This is a genomic window from Halovibrio sp. HP20-59, assembly GCF_033052795.2.
Classification (GTDB): Bacteria; Pseudomonadota; Gammaproteobacteria; order Pseudomonadales; family Halomonadaceae; genus Vreelandella.
Genome location: NZ_JAWJUW020000005.1, coordinates 65,742 through 89,418 on the forward strand (window position 1 = coordinate 65,742; position 23,677 = coordinate 89,418).

At 55.7% G+C, this 23,677-nt stretch carries 22 protein-coding genes and 1 riboswitch; of the genes, 15 read left to right on the plus strand and 7 right to left on the minus strand.

Features of this window, described 5'->3' with window-relative positions:
- Window positions 1–39: 39 nt before the first annotated feature.
- Entirely contained in the window at window positions 40–1,143 is a 1,104-nt protein-coding gene (locus RZA33_RS07505) for a putative urea ABC transporter substrate-binding protein (RefSeq protein WP_317507233.1), read from the minus strand.
- A gap of 57 nt (window positions 1,144–1,200) precedes the next feature.
- A riboswitch (guanidine-I (ykkC/yxkD leader) is annotated at window positions 1,201–1,323 on the minus strand.
- A gap of 232 nt (window positions 1,324–1,555) precedes the next feature.
- Window positions 1,556–2,578, minus strand: a complete 1,023-nt coding sequence (gene epmB / locus RZA33_RS07510; RefSeq protein ID WP_317507234.1) for an EF-P beta-lysylation protein EpmB — start codon at window positions 2,576–2,578, stop codon at window positions 1,556–1,558.
- A 134-nt stretch (window positions 2,579–2,712) separates the two neighbouring features.
- Between epmB and efp the strand changes: the two genes are divergently transcribed.
- Window positions 2,713–3,279 carry an elongation factor P gene (efp, locus tag RZA33_RS07515; RefSeq protein ID WP_317507235.1) on the plus strand — a complete coding sequence of 189 codons (567 nt, stop codon included), beginning with the start codon at window positions 2,713–2,715 and terminating at the stop codon, window positions 3,277–3,279.
- Between the two features lie 82 nt (window positions 3,280–3,361).
- The gene (epmA, locus tag RZA33_RS07520) at window positions 3,362–4,342 is read left to right on the plus strand and encodes an EF-P lysine aminoacylase EpmA (protein WP_317507236.1); all 981 of its coding nucleotides are present in this window, start codon (window positions 3,362–3,364) and stop codon (window positions 4,340–4,342) included.
- On the opposite strand, the gene asd is transcribed toward epmA, so the two are convergent.
- The 3 genes from asd to rsgA are packed head-to-tail and all read right to left on the minus strand — an operon-like array spanning window position 4,339 to window position 7,062.
- Window positions 4,339–5,172 (minus strand): archaetidylserine decarboxylase, encoded by an 834-nt coding sequence (gene asd, locus RZA33_RS07525; protein ID WP_317507237.1) that lies wholly within the window; start codon window positions 5,170–5,172, stop codon window positions 4,339–4,341. The genes epmA and asd overlap by 4 nt on opposite strands.
- A 9-nt stretch (window positions 5,173–5,181) precedes the next feature.
- Window positions 5,182–6,024: a sulfurtransferase gene (locus RZA33_RS07530; protein WP_317507238.1), complete on the minus strand. Its 843-nt coding sequence runs from the start codon at window positions 6,022–6,024 to the stop codon at window positions 5,182–5,184.
- 18 nt (window positions 6,025–6,042) lie between these two features.
- Window positions 6,043–7,062, minus strand: a complete 1,020-nt coding sequence (gene rsgA, locus RZA33_RS07535; protein ID WP_317507239.1) for a small ribosomal subunit biogenesis GTPase RsgA — start codon at window positions 7,060–7,062, stop codon at window positions 6,043–6,045.
- A gap of 156 nt (window positions 7,063–7,218) precedes the next feature.
- On the opposite strand from rsgA, the gene orn reads away from it, so the two are divergent.
- Complete coding sequence (orn, locus tag RZA33_RS07540; protein WP_317507240.1) at window positions 7,219–7,803, plus strand: oligoribonuclease; 585 nt, start codon at window positions 7,219–7,221, stop codon at window positions 7,801–7,803.
- Window positions 7,804–7,816: 13 nt separating this feature from the next.
- Here orn and queG read toward each other — a convergent pair whose 3' ends face one another.
- Entirely contained in the window at window positions 7,817–8,950 is a 1,134-nt protein-coding gene (gene queG / locus RZA33_RS07545; protein ID WP_317507241.1) for a tRNA epoxyqueuosine(34) reductase QueG, read from the minus strand.
- A 117-nt stretch (window positions 8,951–9,067) separates the two neighbouring features.
- On the opposite strand from queG, the gene RZA33_RS07550 reads away from it, so the two are divergent.
- The 11 genes from RZA33_RS07550 to RZA33_RS07600 all read left to right on the plus strand — a co-directional run bounded on the left by RZA33_RS07550 (window position 9,068) and on the right by RZA33_RS07600 (window position 22,219).
- The gene (locus RZA33_RS07550) at window positions 9,068–10,561 is read left to right on the plus strand and encodes an NAD(P)H-hydrate dehydratase (protein WP_317507242.1); all 1,494 of its coding nucleotides are present in this window, start codon (window positions 9,068–9,070) and stop codon (window positions 10,559–10,561) included.
- A 10-nt stretch (window positions 10,562–10,571) separates the two neighbouring features.
- Complete coding sequence (gene tsaE, locus RZA33_RS07555; protein ID WP_317507243.1) at window positions 10,572–11,069, plus strand: tRNA (adenosine(37)-N6)-threonylcarbamoyltransferase complex ATPase subunit type 1 TsaE; 498 nt, start codon at window positions 10,572–10,574, stop codon at window positions 11,067–11,069.
- Window positions 11,060–12,520 carry an N-acetylmuramoyl-L-alanine amidase gene (locus RZA33_RS07560; RefSeq protein ID WP_317507244.1) on the plus strand — a complete coding sequence of 487 codons (1,461 nt, stop codon included), beginning with the start codon at window positions 11,060–11,062 and terminating at the stop codon, window positions 12,518–12,520. The genes tsaE and RZA33_RS07560 overlap by 10 nt, the downstream gene beginning before the upstream one ends.
- A gap of 18 nt (window positions 12,521–12,538) precedes the next feature.
- On the plus strand, window positions 12,539–14,470 hold the full coding sequence (mutL, locus tag RZA33_RS07565) for a DNA mismatch repair endonuclease MutL (protein WP_317507426.1): 1,932 nt from the start codon (window positions 12,539–12,541) through the stop codon (window positions 14,468–14,470).
- 46 nt (window positions 14,471–14,516) lie between these two features.
- A complete protein-coding gene (gene miaA / locus RZA33_RS07570; protein WP_317507245.1) occupies window positions 14,517–15,455 on the plus strand; it encodes a tRNA (adenosine(37)-N6)-dimethylallyltransferase MiaA in 939 nt (312 codons plus the stop codon).
- A 189-nt stretch (window positions 15,456–15,644) separates the two neighbouring features.
- Window positions 15,645–15,893 (plus strand): RNA chaperone Hfq, encoded by a 249-nt coding sequence (gene hfq / locus RZA33_RS07575; RefSeq protein ID WP_317507246.1) that lies wholly within the window; start codon window positions 15,645–15,647, stop codon window positions 15,891–15,893.
- Window positions 15,894–15,930: 37 nt separating this feature from the next.
- Entirely contained in the window at window positions 15,931–17,241 is a 1,311-nt protein-coding gene (gene hflX, locus RZA33_RS07580) for a ribosome rescue GTPase HflX (RefSeq protein ID WP_317507247.1), read from the plus strand.
- A gap of 147 nt (window positions 17,242–17,388) precedes the next feature.
- Window positions 17,389–18,639, plus strand: coding sequence for an FtsH protease activity modulator HflK (hflK, locus tag RZA33_RS07585; RefSeq protein ID WP_317507248.1), 1,251 nt, complete (start codon window positions 17,389–17,391; stop codon window positions 18,637–18,639).
- On the plus strand, window positions 18,640–19,527 hold the full coding sequence (hflC, locus tag RZA33_RS07590) for a protease modulator HflC (protein ID WP_317507249.1): 888 nt from the start codon (window positions 18,640–18,642) through the stop codon (window positions 19,525–19,527).
- Between the two features lie 200 nt (window positions 19,528–19,727).
- Window positions 19,728–20,924 (plus strand): ATP phosphoribosyltransferase regulatory subunit, encoded by a 1,197-nt coding sequence (locus RZA33_RS07595; RefSeq protein WP_317507250.1) that lies wholly within the window; start codon window positions 19,728–19,730, stop codon window positions 20,922–20,924.
- On the plus strand, window positions 20,924–22,219 hold the full coding sequence (locus tag RZA33_RS07600; protein WP_317507251.1) for an adenylosuccinate synthase: 1,296 nt from the start codon (window positions 20,924–20,926) through the stop codon (window positions 22,217–22,219). The genes RZA33_RS07595 and RZA33_RS07600 overlap by 1 nt, the downstream gene beginning before the upstream one ends.
- Window positions 22,220–22,318: 99 nt before the next feature.
- Here RZA33_RS07600 and cobO read toward each other — a convergent pair whose 3' ends face one another.
- Entirely contained in the window at window positions 22,319–22,918 is a 600-nt protein-coding gene (gene cobO / locus RZA33_RS07605; protein ID WP_317507252.1) for a cob(I)yrinic acid a,c-diamide adenosyltransferase, read from the minus strand.
- 250 nt (window positions 22,919–23,168) lie between these two features.
- Here cobO and RZA33_RS07610 point away from each other — a divergent pair, with 250 nt between their 5' ends.
- Window positions 23,169–23,654: a YajQ family cyclic di-GMP-binding protein gene (locus tag RZA33_RS07610; protein WP_317507253.1), complete on the plus strand. Its 486-nt coding sequence runs from the start codon at window positions 23,169–23,171 to the stop codon at window positions 23,652–23,654.
- The last annotated feature ends 23 nt before the right edge of the window (window positions 23,655–23,677 follow it).

Genomic DNA, 23,677 nt, shown 5'->3' on the forward strand with positions numbered 1-23,677 from the left:
GAGCTGAGGGAGCGGCAGATGCCACTCCCGTATCGCTAATCACTGCTTTTCGAGGAAGGCTTGCGTAAAGCTTGGATCGAAGCGCAGTTGCACGTTGCCCTCATCACCAAACACGCCGCTCGGCGTTTCGATACCTACTACGCCTGCGTTGGGCGCCATATCACCGAGCAGGCCGTGCTCGAAGCTGAACTCGGCGACCCGCTCCATGGTTTCGAGCAGTTCGGGACTCTCCATAAACTCAACTGCTTCGGCGGGATCGGTATATAGATAGGTGGCCGCCAACTGATTCCGATAGCCATCTAAATCTGTACCTGCGGCATCGGCCATCATCGTGAGCGCGCGCTCGTCGTTATTGGCCATCAGCTCCATGACCTCGTACCAAGCACCCACCAGGGCGTGACCGAGTTCTGGGTTATCAGCCAAGGTTTGGGTATTGACGACCATCAGATCAAGAATTTCGCCGGGAATTTCGGCAGAGGTGTACACCACATTGGCGTCTGGCATCTCGGCAATTGCACTGAGCTGAGGGTTCCAGGTGGTAACGGCTTCGGTAGACTCGCTGGTGAAGAGTCCGACAATGTCGGCATCGGCGGTATTGATGGTTTCGACATCGCGTTCAGTTAGACCAACGCTCTGAAGTGCGCGAGCGAGCAAGTAGTGCGATACGCTGAACTGAACCAGATTGACTTCGCTACCCTCGATATCGGCAAGCTCGTCACTGCTCTTCATGACAATGCCGTCATTGCCGTCGGAGTAATCGCCAACGATTAGCGCGGTAGAATCAACACCACTGGCAGCAGGGAGCGTTAGCGCATCCATGTTGGTCATGGCGCAGCCATCAACGTTGCCCGAAGTGAACTGATTGATTGACTCGACGTAATCGTTTACCTGCACTACATCAATGCTAATACCGTACTCGTCGGCCCATTTGTCGACCACGCCTTCAACGTCGGCGTAGGCCCAGGGCATCCACCCTGCATAAATCGACCAGCAGACGCTAAAATCATCGCGCTCTTGAGCTTGTGCGTTACTGATAGACAGGGGAGACGTGAGGGTTGCTACTACCAGTGCAGCAGTTAGCGGGGCAAAGGATAGGCGTGTTGGGGAAATACGGTCTAAGTGAATACGGTTGCAACGGGTCATGAAAGCCTCCAGCGGCTAGGGGAAAACTCGGGGGCATCGGCGCATCACTGTGCCTTATCCTCCCGGGCTTTTGTCCCGCCGTGTAACCTAGCGCTTAAGCGTTAGGTCGATTGCTCTCGGACCAGCCACACCTATCAGGGGTAATACGTTGATGGTGTCGGAACCCTAGCGATCTTTTGGAAAACTAGATTGTGTGGCAGCGTTTGCAGCCAATACCCCGTTTGTGTCACTCAGGTTTAAAGCAAAAACATGGCCGATTAGTTAAAATATTTTTTAATTCAGCTGTTTGAAGTAAATAAATAATTATTTTTAATCCGCCGAGACTTTTATTATGAGCCATATTGGTGCATTGAAGGCGCTACTTGCACTCGTTTAAAGCGTTTGTGGCGTGGTGAATACTGGGTAAAGCTATTCATAACGGCGTTTTACTCCCTTGGCCGGGAATTTCGCGCACTAGGCGGGGCATTAAAAATCCGGGGAGGTGCTCGCGCAGTTGAGCCACCAGCTCGCGGGCTTCGTCATCAGACACATCAAAGTGGGCAGCGCCTTGCACCGGATCGAGCACGTGTAAGTAGTAGGGTAATATGCCGGCTTCGAACAGCCGCTCGGAAAGCGTGGCCAGCGTATCGATGCTATCGTTGACCCCGCGCAGTAGCACGCTTTGGTTGAGTAGCGTTGCACCGGCTTGTTTAAGGCGCGCGCAGGCATCAATCACCGCGTGGTCGATCTCGTTGGCATGGTTGATATGCAGCACGACGACTTTTTGTAGGCGGGTGGCAGACAGCCAGCCAAGCAAGGCATCGTCGACCCGGTCGGGAATCACCACTGGCAGGCGGGTATGAATGCGCAGCCGTTTGAGGTGCGGGATGCTTTCTAGCTGCTCGACCAGCCAGGCCAGTTGGCGGTCGTTGGCGGCCAGCGGGTCGCCGCCGGAGAGAATCGCCTCGTGCAGCGTTGTGTCGGCGCGCAGGTAATCCAGCGCCTCCTGCCACTGCGCTCGGGAAGGTGAGTTGTCGCTGTAGGGGAAATGGCGGCGAAAGCAGTAGCGGCAGTTGATGGCGCAGTTAGGGCTGGCAATAAGTAGTACTCGGCCAGCGTACTTATGGATCAGCCCTTTTGCCGGCCGATGCTCGGCTTCTGCCAGCGGGTCGGTCACATAGCCCTGGGGTGTTAATGTTTCATTGCTAACAGGCAGTACTTGACGCAGTAATGGATCATTGGGGGCATTGGCCGCAATGCGTGCAAGATAAGCCTCAGGCACGCAGATCTCAAAGAGCTGCCCACCCGCCCGCGCGCCTGGCAACCAGTGGTCGCTCAGCCCCAGCCGTTGGCAGAGGGTGATAGGGTCGCGAATTGCCTGGGAAAGCTGCTGCTGCCAGGAGAGAGAGACCTGGGCAGACGCCTGCTGAGCGGCGATAATGATGTTCTCCTGCAAAAAAGTCCTCCTTCGGGTTATCATGCGCCGACTTATTTAGCGACACTATTGATGACGACGCATTTTACGGCGAAGTATGCCTTCGCGTACCACATGCTGAAATAGATAACTGCAATGGATAATTGAGAGGCATTATGGCGAACTATTCTACCAACGAATTCAAGGCCGGTTTGAAAGTAATGCTCGACGGCGATCCCTGTGCGATCGTTGAAAACGAGCTGGTCAAGCCGGGCAAGGGCCAGGCGTTTAACCGCGTTAAGCTGCGGAACCTGATGACCGGCCGTGTTGGTGAGCGTACCTTTAAATCCGGTGACTCGCTGGAAGGTGCCGATGTCATGGATTTGGAGATGGAGTATCTCTACAACGATGGAGATATGTGGCACTTCATGAAGACTGACGGCTCGTTTGAGCAGTATGCGGTAGAGAAAAAAGCGTTAGGCGATACCATCAAGTGGCTGAAAGAGCAGGTGCCCTATATCATTACACTTTGGAATGACAAGGCAATTTCCGTCACGCCGCCCAACTTTATTGAGCTGGAGGTCGTGGAAACAGATCCCGGTTTGAAAGGCGATACCGCCCAGGGCGGTTCTAAGCCTGCGACACTATCGTCGGGAGCCGTGGTTCGCGTACCGCTGTTTATTAACCAGGGCGAAGTCCTTAAAATTGATACGCGCAGTGGCGAGTACGTCTCCCGCGCTTAACCACTGTCCGTTGGGATTATTTAATGGTCACGCATAGTGCGTGGCCATTTTTAATTGGGAAACGTCTGGCTAAGGAGTCGTGATGGCCATTGATTGGCAACCCTCGGCGTCAATTGAAACGCTGCGCGAACGGGCGCGGTTAATGGCTAGCGTGCGGGCGTTTTTTGCCGAGCGCGACGTGCTGGAAGTAGAAACACCGACGCTGGGGCAAGGGGGAAGCACGGATGTGCATTTGGTCTCGCTGCACACCTTGGCGCGCACGGATAAAGGCCAGCGCCGCCTGTGGCTACAAACGTCCCCGGAGTTCCACATGAAGCGCCTGCTGTCGGCTGGCAGCGGCGCTATTTTTCAGCTCGCCAAGAGCTATCGCGACGGTGAAGTAGGCAGCCGCCACAATATTGAATTCACCATGTTGGAGTGGTACCGGCCGCAGTTTACGCTGGATAAACTGATTGATGAAACAGCAACACTGGTGATGACGCTGCTACCTAGCTTCCCTGGTCCAGTGGTGCATTACCGTTACCGCGAGCTATTTCATACCCATTTAGCGGTCGACCCTTTTACCACTTCCTTGGAGACGCTAAGGGCCGTTGCCGCACAGCGGGCGAAAATGCCTGCCCATGCGTTAGCCGATGAAGGCCGCGATACCTGTTTGGACTTGCTGATGAGCGTGGTGATTGAGCCGCAGTTGGGCCAGTACGAGCTTAGCGTGGTAACCGATTATCCTACTAGCCAGGCGGCGTTAGCGCGTCGTCATCAAGATGCAGGTGGTGATTGGGTCGCGTCGCGCTTTGAGCTTTATCTGAACGGTATTGAGTTGGCGAACGGTTACGATGAATTAACCGATGCCGCTGAACAGCGTGCCCGCTTTACTGACGATAACGCGGAGCGTCAGCGCTTAGGGTTGCCGGAAGTCGATATCGATGAGCGCCTGTTAGCGGCGCTTGAGCACGGCCTGCCTGCGAGTGCTGGGGTCGCGTTGGGAATTGACCGTTTGATTCAGCTGGCGCTGGGAAAAGCACGCCTGGAAGACGTGCTTGCGTTTGCTACCCCCCGTTGCTAGCTATCGGCTAGCGACTCTCCCATGCTGACCATGGTGGGCACAGGTATTGCTTCAAAATTAACCGGCTTTGCAAAGCACATGACCACCGTAGATCCGAGCTTGAAGCGGCCCATCTCAGCGCCTTTTTCTAGCGTGATGGGCTGGCCAAACTGCATGCGCTGGGGCTGGCCGGAAAGCGGCGTGACCTGACCCGACCAAACGGTTTCAATCGCGGCGACGATCATCGCCCCCACCAACACCATGGCCAGCGGCCCCTGGGAGGTATCAAAAACACACACTAGCCGCTCGTTGCGGGCAAACAAGCCCGGCACGTAGTTGGCGGTGGCCTGGTTGACCGAAAAAAGCCGCCCTGGCACGTAGATCATTTCGCGTAGCGTGCCGGTGATCGGCATGTGTACGCGATGATAATCCCGGGGGGAGAGGTACACCGTGGCAAAGCTACCGCCCAAGAATTCTTCTGCTAGGGCGGTCTCTCCGCCGAGCAGGGTTTGGGCAGAGTAGGTATGCCCCTTGGCCTGCACCAGCTGCCCGGCCTGAAGGCGACCATACTGGGAAAGCGTGCCATCGGCGGGGCTTAGAATGCCGTCGCCCAGGGGGCGTGCATCGGCTTTTAACGCGCGGGTGAAGAAGTCGTTGAAGGTGGCGTAGGCGCTGGGGTCAGGTTCCAGCGCCTGGCTCATATCGACGTTAAAGCGCTTGATGAACGCCCTAATCAAGGTATCTTTCAACCAGGGGTTGTCGCACTGGGCAAACTTGCCCGTCAGGCGTGATAGCGCGTGTTGAGGCAGCGGGTATTGGAGTAGCGAAAATGCTTTTTGGGAAAGGGTCACAGTAATTTTTCACTTCTCAATCGGTGTGTCGTTGCGGTTGCCCCATTCGCCCCAGGAGCCCGCATAGCCGCGCATGTTAAAGCCCAGCGCCTTGCCTACCAGCCAGGTAAAGCTGCTGCGGTGATGGCTTTGGCAATGGGTGGCAATTTCCATCTCTGGCGTTAAGCCTAAAGCGTCCAGCTCGGTGACCAGCTCGGCGTAATCGCGTATGCGCAGCGCGCGCTGACGATCCATGGCGTTAAGCCAGTCCATATTCACCGCTCCGGGGATATGGCCCAGATGCTTGTTGTTACCGCGGACGCCATCGTATTCCTCTTTGGAACGCGCATCCCATACTGCGAATTGCTTATCATCGAGCTTTTCTTTGATTTCATCCGCAGTGATCAGCGCCTGAGGGTTGAGAATCTCAGCATGGTAATCGCTGGGAGTCGGCGCTGTGGGCTCGGTGCTCTCTTCCATGCCCGCATCGCGCCAGGCATGAATGCCGCCGTTTAAATACGAATAGCGGGTGTGGCCGATTAGGTCTAGCGTCCAGAGCAGCCGGGCCGCCCAGCCGCCACCTTCGTCATCGTAAGCCACTAAGTGGGTATCACGGGTTAGGCCAAGCGCACTAAATAGCTGTGATAGCGCTTCGACACTCGGCACATCGCTAGGCACGGGACCGTCACCGCGCATTAAATAGCGAAAATCGAGGAAAACAGCGCCAGGCACATGGCCTTGACGATAGCTGTCGCCGTTAACCGGCACATCAATGATCAGCAGTTGCGGGTCGTCTAAATGTTCGTGCAACTGCTCGGGTTCAACGATCAGTGGCAGCAGGTTAGCTTCTGACGATTGGCTTTCAGTGCTCATGGGTAACTCCTATAAATCCTAGCCATCTAAGCTATCAAGAATGCGTCGATAGCTGGCAAAGCGTGCTGGATGAATCTTGCCTGCCTCAACCGCTGCGAGTAAAGCGCAGCCGGGTTCATTACGATGGCGGCAATCACGGAAACGGCAGTGACCAATATAGTCGCGAAACTCGATAAAGCCTTCAGTGACTTCCTGCTCGTTGAGGTGTACCAGGCCGAATTCGCGAATGCCCGGTGAGTCGATCAGATCGCCATCGGCCACTTCTGCTCGGCTCATGGTGTAAAGCCGTGCTGTGGTGGTGGTGTGGGTGCCTTTGCGGGAGTCTTCCGAGAGCGCGCCAATGCGCAGCGTTTCATCGGGTAGCAGCAGGTCGATCAGCGATGACTTGCCGACGCCACTCTGGCCAACAAACACGGAGGTGCGCCCTTCAAGCTGGGTGCGTAGCTCGTCTAGCCCGGTTTCTGTGGCGGTGGTGGTGCGCACCACCGGGTAGCCTAAGCCCGAATAGCGTTCAAGCAGCTTGCCCAGCTCGCCACCACCCTCCGGCAGTAGGTCAGTCTTATTGAGTACCAGCACTGGCGCAATGCCGGTGGCTTCGGCGGCGACCAGGTAGCGGTCGATAAGGTTGGCGTGGGGCGCGGGTTCCACCGCAAACACGATCAACAGCTGATCGATATTGGCGGCAACGGGTTTGAGCAGGCCCCGTGCATCGGGGCGTTTAAGCACGCTATCACGTTCTTCACGAGCCACCACCACGCCAGCGCCTTCCTGTCCTGCGCGCCATATCACCCGGTCGCCGGTGACAAGGCCCGTCAGGTTGGCGCGTAAATGGCAGCGCACCGGTTCATTGTCGCTGTTACGCACCTCTAGGGTTCGCCCAAAGTGAGCAACGACGCGGCCTGGCTGTTCGGCGCCGTATTCGCCGGCGGCAAGCTTTTCAGCATCTTGCACATCGCGCTTTTCAGCACGCTGGGCGCGTTCCGCCTGGACTTTATCGACGCGCCACTGCTGCTGGCGACTTAATTTACGTTTGCTCATGACCACCTGATGATCGCTACAATAGACGTCATTGTACCTATCAACGGGGCGAGCTGTCCTGCGTGGCCTGCTTGGCAACGCGATTTAAGACACTTTTTTGAATTTAAGGCACAATTGCACGTTGATAACCGCCAATCTGGCAAAGGAAGGAAGCGAATGAGTAACCAAACGACTGCGCCCCGGAATGACCTTCTGGTCTGGATTGATCTGGAAATGACCGGTCTGGACCCGAATAAAGAGCGCATCATTGAAGTGGCGACGTTAATTACCGATGCGGATTTGAACGTCGTGGCAGAAGGCCCTGTGATTGCGGTCAAGCAGCCCGATAGCCTGCTGGCGCAGATGGATGACTGGAATCAGAAAACCCACGGCGAGTCCGGTTTAGTCGCACGCGTCAAAGCCAGTCAAGTGAAAACCTTAGAAGCTGAGCAGCAAACCCTGGCGTTTTTGCAGCAGTACGCGGTAGCTGGTTCGTCACCCATGTGCGGCAATAGCATTCATCAAGATCGGCGCTTCCTGGAGCGCGAAATGCCCGCGCTGCTTAACTTTTTCCATTACCGAAATCTCGATGTATCGACCTTGAAAGAGGTGGCTAAGCGCTGGAACCCTGGCGCGCTGGCGGGCTTTAGTAAAAAGAATGTCCACTTGGCGATGGACGATATTAAAGAGTCGATTGCTGAGCTGGCTCACTACCGCAATACATTTTTGCGTGTTGATCAGCGCAGCGATGAAGAGGAGTAGCTAATAACGGCAGCTAAGAAGCGGCGGCGTCAGTGGCAATACGTTTAACGCGCTTCCCGCGCTGTTCTTCAAGTGCCCAGGCGACGTGTTCACGGACTAGCTCGCTGGGGTAGGCTCTGCGTGACCATAGTGCGGCTTCTACGGCTTCGCTCCAGGGCGCATTGCCTAGGCCAATAGCGATATTGCGCAGCCAGCGCTGGTAACCAATGCGCCGGATTGGGCTCCCGGCGGTTTTGTCCAGAAACTCCGCTTCGCTCCAGGCGAACAGGCTAATAAGCGATGCGCGATCCAGGTCGTGGCGCGGTGCAAAGTCATTTTCTTGCGTAATGCGGGTGAAGCGAGTGAACGGGCATACCAGCTGGCAGTCGTCGCAGCCGTAGACACGGTTACCTATCGCGCGGCGAAACTCAACGGGGATCGCGCCATCCAGTTCGATGGTGAGATAAGAAATGCACTTGCGCGAGTCAATGACTTTATCATCGACGATAGCGCCGGTGGGGCAGGCGGTACGACAAGCGCTGCAACTGCCGCAGTGTTCTTCGGTAAACGGCGCATCGACGGGTAACGGCAGGTCGGTATACAGTTCGCCCAGAAAGAACAGCGATCCCGCTTTAGGGTTGAGCAGCATGGCGTTTTTGCCGAACCAACCAAGCCCGGCTTTTTGCGCCAGGGCGCGCTCCATGACCGGCGCTGAATCGACAAACGCGCGGTAACCAAAGCGGCCGACTTCGCACTCTATTTTTTTTGCTAATTGGGCTAACCGTTTGCGCATAAGCTTGTGATAATCACGACCCAAGGCGTAGCGCGATACATAGGCGCGACTGGGTTGACCGAGCACCTTGGCGCTTTCGACCTCGGCGGGTAGGTAGTCCATGCGCACGCTGATAATACGCTGCGTTCCAGGCTCAAGCTCGGCGGGTCGCGTACGCTTGGTGCCATGCTTGGCCATAAAGCCCATTTCGCCGTGGTAACCTTTTTCGATCCAGGCGTCGAGGTGAGCTTCATGGTTTGAGAGCTCAGTATCGGTGATGCCCACTTGCTGGAAACCGAGCTCGCGGCCCCAGGTTTTGATCAGGTCGGCAAGACGAGCAAGCGCTTGGTCAGAAAATACGTCGCTAGAACGTGCAAAGGCGGTGGAATCCGGCATGGTTTTTCAAATAAGTTGGTCTTCAAATAAGTTGGTCTACAAGTGAGTCAACGGCAAGGCGTTAAGCGCGCTATGCTAACGCATTAGCAGCCATCAAAATATGCGCAAGGAGAGATCGTGACGGTCCCCAATACTTCCACATTACGCCCTCTATACAAAGCTGCCCAGGTGCGCGAGCTTGACCGACGCACCATTGCCGGTGGTATCGACGGTTTTGCGTTGATGCAGCGCGCTGCATCAAGTGCTTGGCATAGCTTCCGTTCACGCTGGCCGCAGGCACGTAGTTTAACCGTGATGTGTGGGGGCGGTAATAACGGTGGCGATGGTCATGTGCTGGCGGCGTTGGCCATGCAGTCAGGGCTAAAAGTACAACGAATAGCACTCAAGCCCCTTGAAGAGCTAAGCGGCGATGCCTCACGTGCCGCACAGTTGGCCACCTCGGCGGGCGTCGGCTGCGAGGACTGGCACGCCGGTATTGAATTAACCGGTGAAGTGATTGTTGATGCGTTGCTGGGAACGGGCTTGACTGGCGAAGTAGCGGGACGCTTTCGCCGCGCGGTTGAAATGATCAATGCCGCGCGTCGCCCGGTACTGTCGATTGATATCCCTTCGGGCTTAGTGGCTGATACGGGAGCCGCACCGGGCGTGGCGGTAAAGGCCGACTGCACGGTGACGTTTATCGGCGATAAAATCGGCTTGCACACCGGTGATGCGCCAGCCTACACGGGTGAGATCGATTTTCGCCCTCTGAGCGTCAAATCTCAGGCCTATTTCGACATTTTTCCCACCGCTTGGCGGCTTGATGATTCGCTGCTGGCAGAGGCGTTTTCCCCGCGCTTACGCACCAGTCACAAGGGCGACATGGGTCACGTGCTAGTGATGGGTGGCGCCCCCGGTTTGGGCGGTGCAGCGCTGCTGGCATGCCAAGCGGCTGCGCGGATGGGCGCAGGCAAAGTGAGCCTGGCGACTTCCCCCGAGCATATTACCGCCAGTTTGCTACGCTGCCCTGAAGTAATGGCGCACGGCGTACGCGGCGGCGCTGATTTAGGCGAGTTGCCAGCGTCAGCGGACGTGGTAGTGGTAGGGCCAGGTCTTGGCCAAGCCGCCTGGGGGCAGGCGGTGCTACAAGGCGCGCTGCAGTCAGAGGCGCCGCTGGTGGTCGACGCCGACGGGCTTAATTTATTGGCCAGCCAGTGGCCGGACACTCAGCGTGAAAACTGGGTGTTGACCCCGCACCCTGGCGAGGCCGCGCGGCTGTTGGGCTGTTCCGTGGCGGAGGTTCAAGACGACCGTCCCGCCGCTGCCCTGGCGCTTCAACGCGCTCGCGGCGGCGTGGTGGTTTTAAAGGGCGCGGGTAGCTTGATTGCTGGTCCTGGCGGGCTAGTCGTTTGTCCCTACGGCAATCCCGGTATGGCCAGCGGCGGCATGGGCGATGTGCTCAGCGGTATGCTGGGGTCGCTGATCGCCCAGCGCAGTGACGTCGAGTTCAGCGCCTGGCTAGCTACCATGGTGCATGCGCTAGCCGCTGATCGTGCAGCCGCGGAAGAAGGTGAGCGTGGCCTGCTGGCTAGCGATCTGGCATCCTATGCGCGACTACTGATCAATCTGTGAAGGCAGCCCTATGCAGGTGCAATTAAATAACGAAGAGGCCCAGGTCGCCTTTGGCGAAGCCTTAGGGCACGTATTGCAAGCACGTGGGCGGGTTTATCTAGAAGGCGAATTAGGGGCCGGTAAAACCACCCTAACGCGGGGCATTCTGCGCGCTTATGGTTATCATGGTGCGGTCAAAAGCCCCACGTATACGCTAGTTGAACCTTATGAGCTGGGAACTCTGCGCGTTTATCATTTAGATCTGTATCGCTTGACTGACCCTGAGGAGCTTGAATTTATCGGCGGTCGCGACGTACTCGCCGATGAGGCGCTCAGCATTATTGAGTGGCCCAGCCGTGGCGAAGGGTGGCTACCAGCGCCTGATCTTCGTCTGGTGCTGGAGATGGCGCCTCAGGGTCGGCTCATCTCGTTAACGGGCTGTAGTGATAACGGCCAGCGTTTGCTAACTTTATTGCATAGCAAAGTGACCTCTGAACAGCTGGGAAACGGTGTAATTCAATGGAAATGAAGGGCACAGTGGCCAGTGTATGTCGCCTCGTAGTCGCCAGTTTTTTTGCCCTTGTGGCGGTTAACGTCCAAGCCTCTACAGTCGACAGCATGCGCCTCTGGGCAGCGCCAGATCATGCGCGGCTGGTGTTTGATTTATCTGCTGCGACAGACGCCAACGTGTTTTCGCTTGAGAACCCTGCACGCTTGGTGATCGATTTAGATGACACCCAAATAGACACCGACCCAAGCACGCTGCCACTACATGACAGTGCGATTACCTCGGTGCGTACCGGCGTTCGCGATGGCGGCGGTTTGCGTGTAGTGCTTGAGCTCAACCGGGAAATACAGCCGCGACATTTTACCTTGCGGCCCAATGATCAATATGGGCATCGCCTAGTGGTCGATCTTGAATACCCCGGAGAGAGCGCCGTTGAGAACCCGATTGACCCTATTGAGGCAATGATCCGGGATCAGGAGGTTCAGTCCCAGCGCCAGGCGACTGCGCTGCAGCAGGTGCCGGGAAGCGCGTCGACACCGGACGACGCAGTAGAAGTGCAGCAAGCCAGGGCTCACCCAAGGCGCGATATTATTATTGCCGTCGACGCTGGTCATGGTGGTGAGGACCCTGGGGCGATTGGCCCCTCAGGTACTCGAGAAAAGGACGTCGTGCTGGAAATTGCCCGTCGGCTAGCCGCTGAAGTGAGCGGTACCGATGGGTTCAAAGCGGTGTTAACCCGGGATGGCGATTATTACATAGGGCTGCGTCAACGTACGGCATTAGCCCGTGAACAGAAGGCGGATTTCTTTGTTTCCATCCATGCCGATGCCTTTACCAGCCCGCGCCCTCAAGGTAGCTCGGTGTATGCGCTCTCCCAACGTGGTGCAACCTCGGAAACCGCTCAGTGGCTGGCGGATAGCGAGAACCGCTCCGATCTAATCGGTGGTGTCGATGGGAACCTTTCTTTACGTGATAAAGATCAGGTGCTGCGCGGTGTATTGTTGGATTTGACCATGACCGCCACGCTCAATGACTCGCTGTCGATCGGAGGGCAGGTGTTAGAGCAGTTAGGTCGAATTAATCGGCTGCACAAATCAGGGGTTGAACAGGCCGGATTTATGGTGCTGAAATCACCCGATATTCCCTCGCTGCTGATTGAGGTTGGCTTTATCTCTAACCCCGATGAGGAGCGTCGTCTACGCGATCCGGTGCACCAGTCGGGGCTTTCGAAAGCTATTTTTAGTGGCTTGCGTGAGCATTTTGAACGCTATCCGCCACCTGCCAGCCTGCTTGCTTGGCAGCGCGATAATCAGCGCCGTCCTTCGGGGAATGAGTACCGGATTCAATCGGGTGATACCTTGTCGGCGATTGCCGTGCGCCATGGTGTGCCGGTAAATCAGCTGAAGCAGGCCAATGATATTAACGGCGACGTGATTCGCGTTGGTCAAGTGTTACAAATTCCCCGTTCATGAGGTGCCGAGTTGACTGATATAACCGCTACTGCGCCGCGTATTCATGTGCTTGATCCTCGGCTGGCTAACCAGATTGCCGCTGGCGAGGTGGTTGAGCGGCCTTCGTCGGTGACCAAAGAGCTGATTGAAAACGCTATTGACGCGGGTAGCCAGCGCATTGAAGTGGAAATTGAGCAGGGGGGCGCGCGGCTGATTAAGGTGCGCGACGACGGTATTGGCATCGGTGAAGAGGATTTGCCGCTGGCCCTGGCCCGACATGCCACCAGTAAGATTGGTAGCCTGGAGGACTTAGAGGGCGTTAGTTCGTTAGGCTTTCGCGGCGAAGCGCTAGCCTCAATCAGCTCCGTCTCACGGCTGGAGCTGGTCTCAAACGCCGAAGACGATCCCCGTTACGGTTGGCGGGTGGTCGCGGAAGGGCGAGGCATGGACGCACGAGTAACCCCAGCACCACACCCTCGGGGTACCAGCGTTGGCGTGCGCGACCTGTTTTTTAATACCCCCGCCCGGCGCAAGTTCCTGCGCACTGAAAAAACCGAATTTGCCCATGTTGAAGAGGCATTTCGCCGTCAGGCGTTATCACGCTATGACATCGCTTGGGTGCTGCGCCACAATCAAAAAGTGATCCATCAGCTTCCGTCGGGGCATTCGGCGGCGGCTCGCGAGCGGCGGATTGCCTCACTGCTGGGGAAGAACTTTATCGAACACGCCCGCTATATTGAGCGCGAAGCGGGCGGTTTACGGCTAAGTGGCTGGGTAGGCCTGCCCACCCACTCGCGCTCTCAGGCTGACCAGCAGTACTTTTTTGTTAACGGACGCGTGGTACGTGATCGTTTAGTCGCCCACGCAGTGCGTCAGGCCTATCGCGATGTGCTGTTTAACGGCCGCCATCCGGTCTTTGTGCTTTATCTGGAGCTTGATCCAGACGTTGTGGACGTTAACGTTCACCCTACCAAGCATGAAGTGCGCTTTCGTGATGGTCGTATGGTTCACGATTTTCTCTACTCCAGCCTTCATCACTCTCTAGCGTCCGCTAAGCCCGCTGAGAGTTCAGGAGAGGGCTCAGGAGAGAGTACTAAAGAGGGCGATGCCGATTTAGCCGATACGTCAGGCGCATCGCCACAGGGCGCGGTTTCAGAAGTGGGCGCCGAACAGCCCCGCTGGCAGCAGCAGGGGATTGCCCTGACCCACTCGCCGGATCGCCACCCCGGTGCCGAGCGCGTGCGCCGCTTTATGCAAGGCTATCAGGCGCTGCACCCCGATCACGAAGAAACGCTGTTAACGCCTCAGTCGAGTGGCCCCGGTGAGCGAGGTAGTGAGGTGCGTGAAGCGCCCCTGGCGATGCCCGACAACGACCCCACTGCGCCACCACCGCTGGGGTTTGCGCTGGGGCAGTTGCACGGCATTTATATTTTGGCCCAGAACGCCGAGGGGCTTGTGCTGGTGGATATGCACGCCGCCCACGAGCGGATCGTTTATGAGCGCATGAAAAACCAGCTGGCTGCTGCCACGGGATTGGATGCCCAGCCGCTGCTGGTGCCCGTTTCCATTGCCGCTAGCCGGGCCGAAGTGGCCACCGCCGAGAGCGAGCAAGAGGCAATTGCCAAGCTGGGTATTGAGCTGGATATCGCCGGGCCAGAGACGCTACTGGTACGCCAACTACCCGCTTTACTTGCTCAGGCTGATCCTGAGGCGCTGGTGCGTCAAATGCTGGAAGAGCTGGCGCGCTACGGGCGTACCCATCAAGTCGAGGCACGGTTGCATGAGCTGCTTTCGACCATGGCATGCCATGGCAGCGTACGTGCCAATCGGCGGCTAACCATTGACGAAATGAACGCGCTATTACGCGATATGGAGCGCACCGAGCGCAGCGATCAATGCAATCACGGGCGTCCTACCTGGACCCAGATGGGGCTAAAAGCGCTTGATCGGCTGTTCTTGCGCGGACAATAGCGGCACGATCAGTAATCACCCTTTTTCTTACCTGATGGAACCGTGCATGGCTGATACCCGCCCCTGGGCGATTTTTTTGATGGGCCCGACGGCCGCCGGTAAGACCGATGCCGCGATAGCGCTACACGAGCGTTTAGGTCATGAGTTGATTAGTGTTGATTCAACCATGGTGTACCGTGGTATGGACATTGGTAGTGCCAAACCCAGCGCGGCGGAGCTTGCCCGCGCGCCCCACCGCTTGATCGATATTCGCGACCCAGCAGAGCCCTTCTCAGCGGCCGATTTTCGCCAAGATGCACTAAGCCATATGCGACAAATCAGCGCGACGGGTAACGTGCCTTTATTAGTAGGGGGCACAATGCTCTACTACAAGCGCTTGATCGAAGGCGTTGCCAATTTGCCTTCAGCGGACGCTGCCATTCGCCAGCGACTAGAGGCACGGTGGCAGTCGCAAGGGCTTGCTTCGTTGCATAAAACGTTGGCGGCAGTGGACGCTGTATCGGCTCAGCGCATTCACCCCAATGATCCGCAGCGGTTGATGCGCGCGCTAGAAGTCTATTACGCCAGTGGGCGACCGATGAGTGAACTATGGGCTGAACAGCAGCCGGAAACCTTTCCATGGCGCGTGTTGTCGATAGCCTTGGCACCCAGTGATCGTAGCCTTTTGCATCGTCGTATTGAGCAGCGTTTTAAACTAATGTTGGAACAGGGCTTGATAAATGAAGTTGGCGCCCTCAAAAAGCGTAATGACTTACATTTAGGTTTGCCGTCGATGAAAAGCGTTGGCTATCGTCAGGTGTGGGAATACCTGGAAGATAGCTACGACTACGCCACGCTTGTTGAGCGCGGCGTGATTGCCACACGTCAGCTTGCCAAGCGACAATTAACCTGGTTAAGAAGCTGGCCCGAGCTTACGTGGGTAGATTCACAACGGTCAGACGCGCTGGATAAGGTACTGAAATTCGTGCGTGAAAGCAGCGCATAGCGTAAGATAGTCTTCTAGGATAGTGTTTAGTAAGCGTGTTTTCGACCGGGCTATTAGCTTGGCCTTTCGGGTAACACTAGGCCTTTCAGGCAACACTTGGCCTTTCGGGCAGTAAAGAATAGTGCGGCGCAGCACCAGTAGGGCGCGCCATTGATAATTAACCCCAACGACAGTTTTAGGGAGAGCAACATGTCCAAAGGGCAGTCCCTTCAAGACCCGTACTTGAATATTTTGCGTAAAGAGCGCATTCCGGTCTCTATTTTTTTGGTCAATGGCATTAAGTTGCAGGGCCAGATTGAATCCTTTGACCAGTTTGTTATTTTGTTACGCAATACCGTTAGTCAGATGGTTTATAAACACGCTATTTCCACGGTTGTGCCATCTCGTAACGTACGTTTGCCTGTGCAAGACCCGGCAGAGCAAGATGCGGAGATTTAACACCACTGGATAAGCAAGAGATTCCACGAGGTATTGATTGTTTTTCGAACGCCCAGACGCCGGTGAAACGGCAGTTCTTGTTCACGTCGATTTTCATGATGAACAAAAACGTGAAGACCCGGGTGAGTTTTTAGAGCTCGTACGCTCTGCTGGTGCAGAGCCTGCGACTCTACTCACCGCTAGCCGCCATCGCCCTGATTCGCGTACCTTTATTGGGTCAGGCAAGTTGGAAGAGTTGCGTGCATTGCTCGCTGCTCACGAGGCAAAATTGGTCATCTTCAACCACAGTTTAAGTCCCTCTCAAGAGCGCAACGTTGAGCAAGAGCTTAAGTGTCGAGTGCTTGACCGGACCGGTTTAATTCTCGATATTTTTGCCCAGCGGGCACGAACCCACGAAGGTAAGCTGCAGGTTGAGCTTGCTCAGCTTGAATATATGTCGACCCGCCTTGTGCGGGGCTGGACGCACCTTGAGCGCCAAAAAGGCGGGATTGGTCTGCGTGGTCCAGGCGAGACTCAGCTTGAAACTGACCGTCGCCTGCTGCGAGGTCGGATCAAATCGATTCATAAACGGCTGGATAAAGTCCGCAGTCAGCGCGACCAAAATCGCCGTGCCCGCTCGCGCGCCGAGATTCACAGTGTATCGCTAGTAGGTTACACCAACGCCGGTAAATCGACGCTGTTCAATGCGTTGACCAATGCCGAGGTGTACGCCGCTGACCAGCTGTTTGCGACCCTGGACCCCACGCTACGGCGGCTTGAAATTGAAGACGTTGGCCCCGTGGTGATGGCGGACACCGTGGGCTTTATTCGTCACTTGCCGCACAAGCTGGTCGAGTCGTTTCAAGCCACGCTGCAGGAAGCCTCCGAAGCTACCCTGTTAGTGCATGTGATTGATGCGGGAGACCCAGACCGCGAGCTGAACGTTGAGCAGGTAGAGTTGGTGCTCAAAGAGATCGGTGCCGATGATGTGCCGGTGCTTAAAGTCATGAATAAAATTGATAAACTGGACAGTTCGCCGCGCATTGAGCGCGACGGGCAGGGTGTTCCAGAGGTTGTTTGGCTTTCAGCTCAGCAGGGGCAGGGTCTTGAGCTGCTGCACGAGGCGCTTTCTGAACGCTTGGCAAATGATGTCATTGGCTTTTCGCTGACACTAAACCCTGAGCAAGGTAAGCTGCGCGCTGGCCTGCATGAGTTGAATGCCGTTCGTGAGGAAGACTTTGACGAGCAGGGACATTCGGTGTTGGACGTACGATTGCCGCGCCGCGATTTTAACCAGTTGATGGCGCAGCTGGGTGAGCGAGCCAATACCTATTTACCTGAAGCGCTGCGTGAGACCGATGAGTGGTAGTCTATCCACGGTGTTTTCTAGTACGCTGCAGTATGCTATCTAGTATAAATATGGTACAAGATTTATATAGCAATAATATCAAAACGTGGTGGCATCGTTTAATCGCGACGCCACTGGCGTTAGTGAATACCTTAGTGGAGACGAAGTATGGCCTGGAATGAGCCTGGTGGTGGCAATCAGCACGACCCTTGGAGCAGTGGCGGCCGACGCGGTGGAAACGACGGCGATGGCAACCGTGGCGGAAATAACGGTGGCAATAAAGGAGGCAACAACCAAGGCCCTCCCGATTTGGATGAAGCGCTCAAAAAGTTTCAAGATAAACTAAATAGCATGCTAGGTGGCGGTAAGAAAGGCGGCGGCAAAAAAACCGGTGGCGGTGGTGGCGGTAAAAGCCGCAATCCTTTCGCCCTACCGGGTTTGCTAATTGTTGCCGCATTGGCGGTATGGGCCGCCATGGGCTTCTACTTAGTCGACCAATCTGAACGTGGCGTCGTGCTGCGTTTTGGTGAATTTCAGGGCGTCGTAGACCCCGGCCTGCAATGGAATCCGCCGTTGATTGACGAAGTGCGTATGGTCAATGTGACGCGTGTTCGCTCGTTGTCACAGACTCAGTCGATGCTGACCCGCGATGAAAACATCGTCGAGGTGGAAATCTCTGCTCAGTACCAAGTGGCTAACCCAGGCGATTTTGTCCTTAACGTGCGTGACCCTGCTGTCTCGATTGAAAATGCGCTGGATTCGGCGTTGCGCCACGTTGTCGGCGGTACCGATATGATCGATATCCTTACCTCGGGCCGTGAGATTCTGGGTAGCTCGGTGTCTAGCCGCTTGCAATCCTATCTCGACAACTATGGTGCCGGTATTAGTTTGCAAACCATCAACATTGAGTCTACTTCGGCGCCTGAGCCCGTAATTGACGCCTTTGATGACGTTATCCGGGCCCGAGAAGATCGCCAGCGTACCATCAACCAAGGTATCGCTTATGCCAACGCGATAATTCCTGAAGCGCAAGGTCAGGCCCAGCGTGTAGTTGAACAAGGTCAAGGTTACCGTGAGTCAGTGGTTGCTGAAGCCCAGGGTCAAGCTAACCGCTTTAACTCGCTGTTGACCGAGTACCGCAACTCACCGGGCATCATGCGCGAGCGGATGTACCTGGATGCGATTGAAGAAGTCTTTGGTAATACGCCGAAGGTATTGCTTGATGTAAGCGATAACGCCCCGTTGATGTATCTCCCGCTGGATCAGCTGCGTGGTAGCAGCCAGCGCTCATCTTCTAGTAATGAGGCTAATAGCGACGAGTCGCTAGATCCCGCCGCGCTTGATCGCTTGCGCAATACACAGGGCAGCAGTTCTTCATCCAGTAACAACAGTAGCTCTATCCGCAGGGAGGGCCGGTAAATGATTAATAATCGATCCCTGCTAATTGTTGGTGGTCTAGCCGCCGTGGCGTGGTTGGCGAGCAACACTTTGTACGTGGTAGATGAAACCGAGCGCGCTGTGAAACTGCGTTTTGGTGAGGTCATCGAAGAGAACATTCAGCCTGGTTTACATACCAAAGTGCCGATCGCGCAGACGATTCGTAAATTCGATGTGCGTTTGCTGACACTGGATACTGATACCAGCCGTTATCTGACCCTTGAGCAGAAAGCGGTGATCGTCGACTCCTACGTCAAGTGGCAGGTGGTTAACCCTACTCGCTACTACGAAGCAACGGCGGGTGATGAGTTAATGGCGATCCGTCTGATTCAGCCGCGGGTAGATGAAAGCCTGCGTAACGAATTTGGTCGCCTTAATCTTCAGGAGATTATCGCCGAGCGTCGCGATGATCTGATGACCGGCCCTACTGCAGAGCTTGACGAGTTAATGCGCGACGAGCTGGGTGTGGCGATTCGCGATATTCGTATCAAGCGCATTGATTTGCCGCAAGATGTTTCGGCGGCCGTGTTTGACCGCATGCGTTCTGAGCGTGAGCGTGAAGCTCGTGAATGGCGCGCCCAAGGTCAGGAAGAGGCCGAGCGTATTCGCGCCAATGCGGATCGTCGCCGTCAAGTCTTGCTTGCCCAGGCCAACGAGCGTTCTGAGACACTGCGCGGTGAGGGTGATGCACAAGCTGCTGCGATCTTCTCAGAGGCTTACGGTCAGGATCAGGAATTCTTCTCTTTCTGGCGTAGCCTGAATGCCTATCGCGAAAGCTTCGCTGACGATGGCAATATGATGGTCTTGGAGTCGGATAGTCAATTCTTCCGCTACCTGCGCAATCCAGAGCGAGAAAACGACAGCGAGTAATTCGTCACTGACCGCTCTCCCCCGCCTTGGTTTACTGACTGCCAAGCGGGGTTTATCCGGCCAATAAACGTGATAGAATTTATTAACCGGGCGTCGCCCGGTTTTTTTGTGGCCCTTATTCAACGCTTATGCAGTCAATGGTCAAGTGCCGTTACTGCCTAAATGGGCTTGGGCCTTTATCGTCTTGCAGGATTGTTCACATGACCATCGCTGACCGCTGGCTATTGCCCGACGGCATGGATGAGGTACTTCCGCCTCAGGCAAGCCGCATGGAAGAGCTGCGCCGTGCGCTGCTCGATCTCTATCATCGCTGGGGCTACGATCAGGTAATGCCACCGCCGGCGGAGTTTTTGGACTCCTTGTTGACTGGCACCGGTACCGATCTTGATCTCCAAACCTTTAAGCTAACCGATCAGTTAACCGGCCGTATGATGGGCGCTTCGGCAGACGTTACGCCACAGGTGGCGCGTATGGATGCCCACTCGCTAAAGCGTCAGGGGCCGGTACGCCTGTGCTACTGCACTAACGTGTTACGTGCCAAAGCAGACCAACACCAAGGTGGGCGTAGCCCCGTGCAGGTTGGTGCTGAGCTGTTTGGGCATGCCGGGCTTGAAGCTGATGGTGAAATTATTCACTTGGCTCTGGCCAGTCTGCAGGCAGCGGGCGCCGAGGAGATTCATTTAGCGCTGGGGCATATCGGTATTTACCGTAGCCTTGCCGAGGCGGCAGCGCTCAGTGACGAACAAGAGAGTGCGCTATTCGAGGCGCTGGCGCTGAAGTCGCCTAGCCAGTTGGCGCAGCTTGTCAATGCCAGTGTAAGCGACCCGGCAACCGCCGATATGTTGTTAGCTTTGGGCGAACTGCACGGTGGCGCGGATGTTTTAAGCCAAGCGCGAGAGCGTTTTGCGGGTGCACCGGCGTCAGTCACCGCGGCGCTGGATCAGTTGGATGCGCTTTATCAGGGTGTGTCGGCACGCTTTGACGTTTCGTTATACGTTGACTTGGCAGAACTGCGTGGCTATCAATACCACACGGGGATGATGTTTGCAGCCTACGTGCCGGGCTACGGACATGCGCTTGCGAAGGGTGGACGTTACGACGATACCGGGAGAGCCTTTGGTCGCGCCCGCCCGGCCACCGGCTTTTCGATGGATTTGAAGCAGTTGGCGTCATTGGCGTTGCCATCACCAAGGCATGGAGGGATCTGGGCGCCTGCCCAGCAAGATGAGTCGCTCAACGCTGCCGTGGTCGCACTGCGTGAGCAAGGGGAACGCGTGATACAAGCGCTGCCAGGGCAGCGTACTGGGCCGGCGGAGCATGACTGTGACCGCCGTCTTGAGCTTATCGATGGTCGTTGGCAGCCAACGGCCCTGACACATGAGACGAGTGCATCATAATGGGTAAGAATGTTGTAGTGCTGGGCACCCAATGGGGTGACGAAGGCAAAGGTAAGATTGTTGACCTGCTCACCGAGTCAGCCTCCGCCGTAGTACGTTTTCAGGGTGGCCATAACGCGGGTCATACGCTAGTGATTGACGGTGAAAAAACCGTCCTCCACCTGATTCCCTCTGGTGTTCTGCGCCCAGGCAAAACCTGTGTGATTGGCAATGGCGTGGTACTTTCGCCGGAAGCCTTGATCAAAGAGATTCGTGAGCTGGAAGCCAAGGGTGTGCCGGTACGTGAGCGTCTGCGCCTGTCGCCCGCTTGCCCGCTGATTCTGCCTTACCACGTGCGCTTGGATCAGGCCCGTGAAAAAGCCCGCGGTATTGCCAAAATTGGCACTACCGGCCGAGGTATTGGTCCTGCTTACGAAGATAAAGTTGCCCGTCGTGGTATACGCCTAGGCGATATGCTGCACCGCGAGCGCTTTGCCTCAAAGCTGGGAGAAGTGCTCGATTACCATAATTTTGTCTTGGTGAATTACCATGGCGAGCCTGCGGTGGATTTCCAAGAAGTACTGGATACCGCGATGCAGATGGCCGAAGAGCTGCGTCCCATGGTATGTGACACCGTCAGCATGGTGCACGACCTGCGTAAAGCCGGTGAGAATATCCTGTTTGAAGGTGCACAGGGCTCGTTGTTAGATATCGATCATGGTACCTATCCCTATGTAACCAGCTCCAACACTACTGCAGGCGGCACGGCCACAGGCTCGGGTGTTGGCCCGCTGTATTTAGACTACGTGCTGGGTATTACCAAAGCGTATACCACCCGCGTTGGTTCAGGCCCGTTCCCCACCGAGCTATTTGACGTCGATGGCCGTCACCTTGCCGAGCGTGGTCACGAGTTTGGTGCCACCACTGGCCGGGCGCGCCGCTGCGGCTGGTTTGACGCCGTGGCACTGCGTCACGCAGTACAGATCAACTCGGTCTCCGGTATCTGTTTGACCAAGCTTGACGTACTGGATGGGCTGGAAAATATCCGCGTTTGCGTTGGCTATCGCAGCAAAGATGGCGACGTACTGGATAACCCGGTGGATTCGGAAGGTTACGAAGCCATTGAGCCGCTGTACCAGGACCTGCCAGGCTGGAAAGAGTCGACCCTGGGCGCTAAAAAGGTAGAGGATTTACCTGCCAATGCTCGCGCTTACATCAGTTTCCTTGAAGAGCAGGTGGGTACCAGCATTGATATTATTTCCACTGGCCCTGACCGTATGGAAACCATCGTGCTGCGCAACCCGTTCGATAGCTAAGATTGGTTTTAGATAGCTAGCAGCGGTTCAAGCGGGTCATTAGTGAGCAGATAGCAAAAGGGGCAACTTCGTTGCCCCTTTTGCATTAACGGTTCGTATTTAAAAATCGATTCCCCGGCGCGCCTGTATTCCATTGTTAAATGCGTGGCGCACTTCCTGCATTTCGGTCACCGTATCGGCCATGTCGACTAATTCGCGGTGGGCGTTGCGGCCAGTAATAATCACCGTCTGCTCCGTCGGGCGGTTTTCTAGCGCCTGCTTGACGGTAGCGATATCCAGGTAGCCAAACTTGAGCATATAGGTGATTTCATCGAGCACCACCAGATAGGTGTCCGGGTCCGCCAGCATGCGTTCGGCCTCTTGCCATACCGCTAAGCAGGCGTCGGTATCCGCTTGGCGGTTTTGCGTATCCCACGTAAAGCCGGTTGCCATTATTGCTACCTCTAGATTGGCATCCTCCTCCAATCGGTTGCGTTCGCCACACTCCCAAAGCCCTTTAATAAACTGCACCACTGCTACTTTGTAGCCATAGCCTAACGCTCGGGTAACCGTGCCCCAGGCGGCCGTTGTTTTGCCTTTACCATTGCCGGTGTTAACGATAATCAGACCGCGCTGCTCATCGGCATTGGCGACTTTCTCATCAACGCGGGCCTTGAGCTTTTGCATGGAGGCTTTGTGGCGGGTATCGCGGTCACTCATGGTATCTCCTAGGTAAAAAAGAGTAGGCTGAACAATAATCCATTTTATAAACCGCTAGCCTAAGCTATCCGCAGTGGGTTGAACATCACTATGGACTTACTTAAAGACAATTTTTGTACAAATATTTTTCAGCTGCTGTGAATATTTGTCTTAATAATGCCCCCTGAAATCCAACATTAAGCGACAGAATTGGCCGGTAGGGGGCTGGCTGCTCTAGAATAGGGGGTCATGTCTTGTTAGGAATCACATCATGCCCTCATTTGATATTGTGTCAGAGTTCGATCAGCACGAAGGTGCTAACGCTGTCGACCAAGCCAACCGGGAAGTGCAGTCTCGGTTTGATTTTAAAGGTGTCGATGCCAGCTTTACTTTGGAAAAAGATAAAGTTCTGTTAGAGGCGGAGGTCGACTTTCAGCTCAAGCAAATGCTCGACGTGTTACGCAACCGATTAATTGCTCGGGGGATTGATGCTCGCTGCATGGATATCCAAGACCCGGTGCTTTCCGGCGTTAAAGCCCGCCAGGAAGTTGCCCTGAAGCAGGGGCTCGACCCCACAGAAGCCAAAGATGTGGTCAAGCGCATCAAAGCCAGCAAGTTAAAAGTACAGGCGCAAATCCAAGGCGAAAAGGTACGGGTAACGGGTAAAAAACGCGACGATTTACAAAACGTCATGGCGTTACTACGCGGCGAAGAAGGGCCGGATTTGCCACTTCAATTCGATAACTTCCGCGACTAAGCGGTGATGTCAACTACTTTAAT

Bases quoted from the DNA above. Each gene is read 5' to 3' on its own strand.
- RZA33_RS07610 (WP_317507253.1), top strand. From the start codon at position 23,169: ATGCCCTCATTTGATATTGTGTCAGAGTTCGATCAGCACGAAGGTGCT.
- orn (WP_317507240.1), top strand. From the start codon at position 7,219: ATGAGTAACCAAACGACTGCGCCCCGGAATGACCTTCTGGTCTGGATT.
- hflK (WP_317507248.1), top strand. From the start codon at position 17,389: ATGGCCTGGAATGAGCCTGGTGGTGGCAATCAGCACGACCCTTGGAGC.
- cobO (WP_317507252.1), bottom strand. From the start codon at position 22,918: ATGAGTGACCGCGATACCCGCCACAAAGCCTCCATGCAAAAGCTCAAG.
- hfq (WP_317507246.1), top strand. From the start codon at position 15,645: ATGTCCAAAGGGCAGTCCCTTCAAGACCCGTACTTGAATATTTTGCGT.
- RZA33_RS07600 (WP_317507251.1), top strand. From the start codon at position 20,924: ATGGGTAAGAATGTTGTAGTGCTGGGCACCCAATGGGGTGACGAAGGC.
- epmA (WP_317507236.1), top strand. From the start codon at position 3,362: ATGGCCATTGATTGGCAACCCTCGGCGTCAATTGAAACGCTGCGCGAA.
- tsaE (WP_317507243.1), top strand. From the start codon at position 10,572: ATGCAGGTGCAATTAAATAACGAAGAGGCCCAGGTCGCCTTTGGCGAA.
- RZA33_RS07505 (WP_317507233.1), bottom strand. From the start codon at position 1,143: ATGACCCGTTGCAACCGTATTCACTTAGACCGTATTTCCCCAACACGC.
- efp (WP_317507235.1), top strand. From the start codon at position 2,713: ATGGCGAACTATTCTACCAACGAATTCAAGGCCGGTTTGAAAGTAATG.
- hflC (WP_317507249.1), top strand. From the start codon at position 18,640: ATGATTAATAATCGATCCCTGCTAATTGTTGGTGGTCTAGCCGCCGTG.
- RZA33_RS07560 (WP_317507244.1), top strand. From the start codon at position 11,060: ATGGAAATGAAGGGCACAGTGGCCAGTGTATGTCGCCTCGTAGTCGCC.
- miaA (WP_317507245.1), top strand. From the start codon at position 14,517: ATGGCTGATACCCGCCCCTGGGCGATTTTTTTGATGGGCCCGACGGCC.
- queG (WP_317507241.1), bottom strand. From the start codon at position 8,950: ATGCCGGATTCCACCGCCTTTGCACGTTCTAGCGACGTATTTTCTGAC.
- RZA33_RS07530 (WP_317507238.1), bottom strand. From the start codon at position 6,024: ATGAGCACTGAAAGCCAATCGTCAGAAGCTAACCTGCTGCCACTGATC.
- rsgA (WP_317507239.1), bottom strand. From the start codon at position 7,062: ATGAGCAAACGTAAATTAAGTCGCCAGCAGCAGTGGCGCGTCGATAAA.
- RZA33_RS07595 (WP_317507250.1), top strand. From the start codon at position 19,728: ATGACCATCGCTGACCGCTGGCTATTGCCCGACGGCATGGATGAGGTA.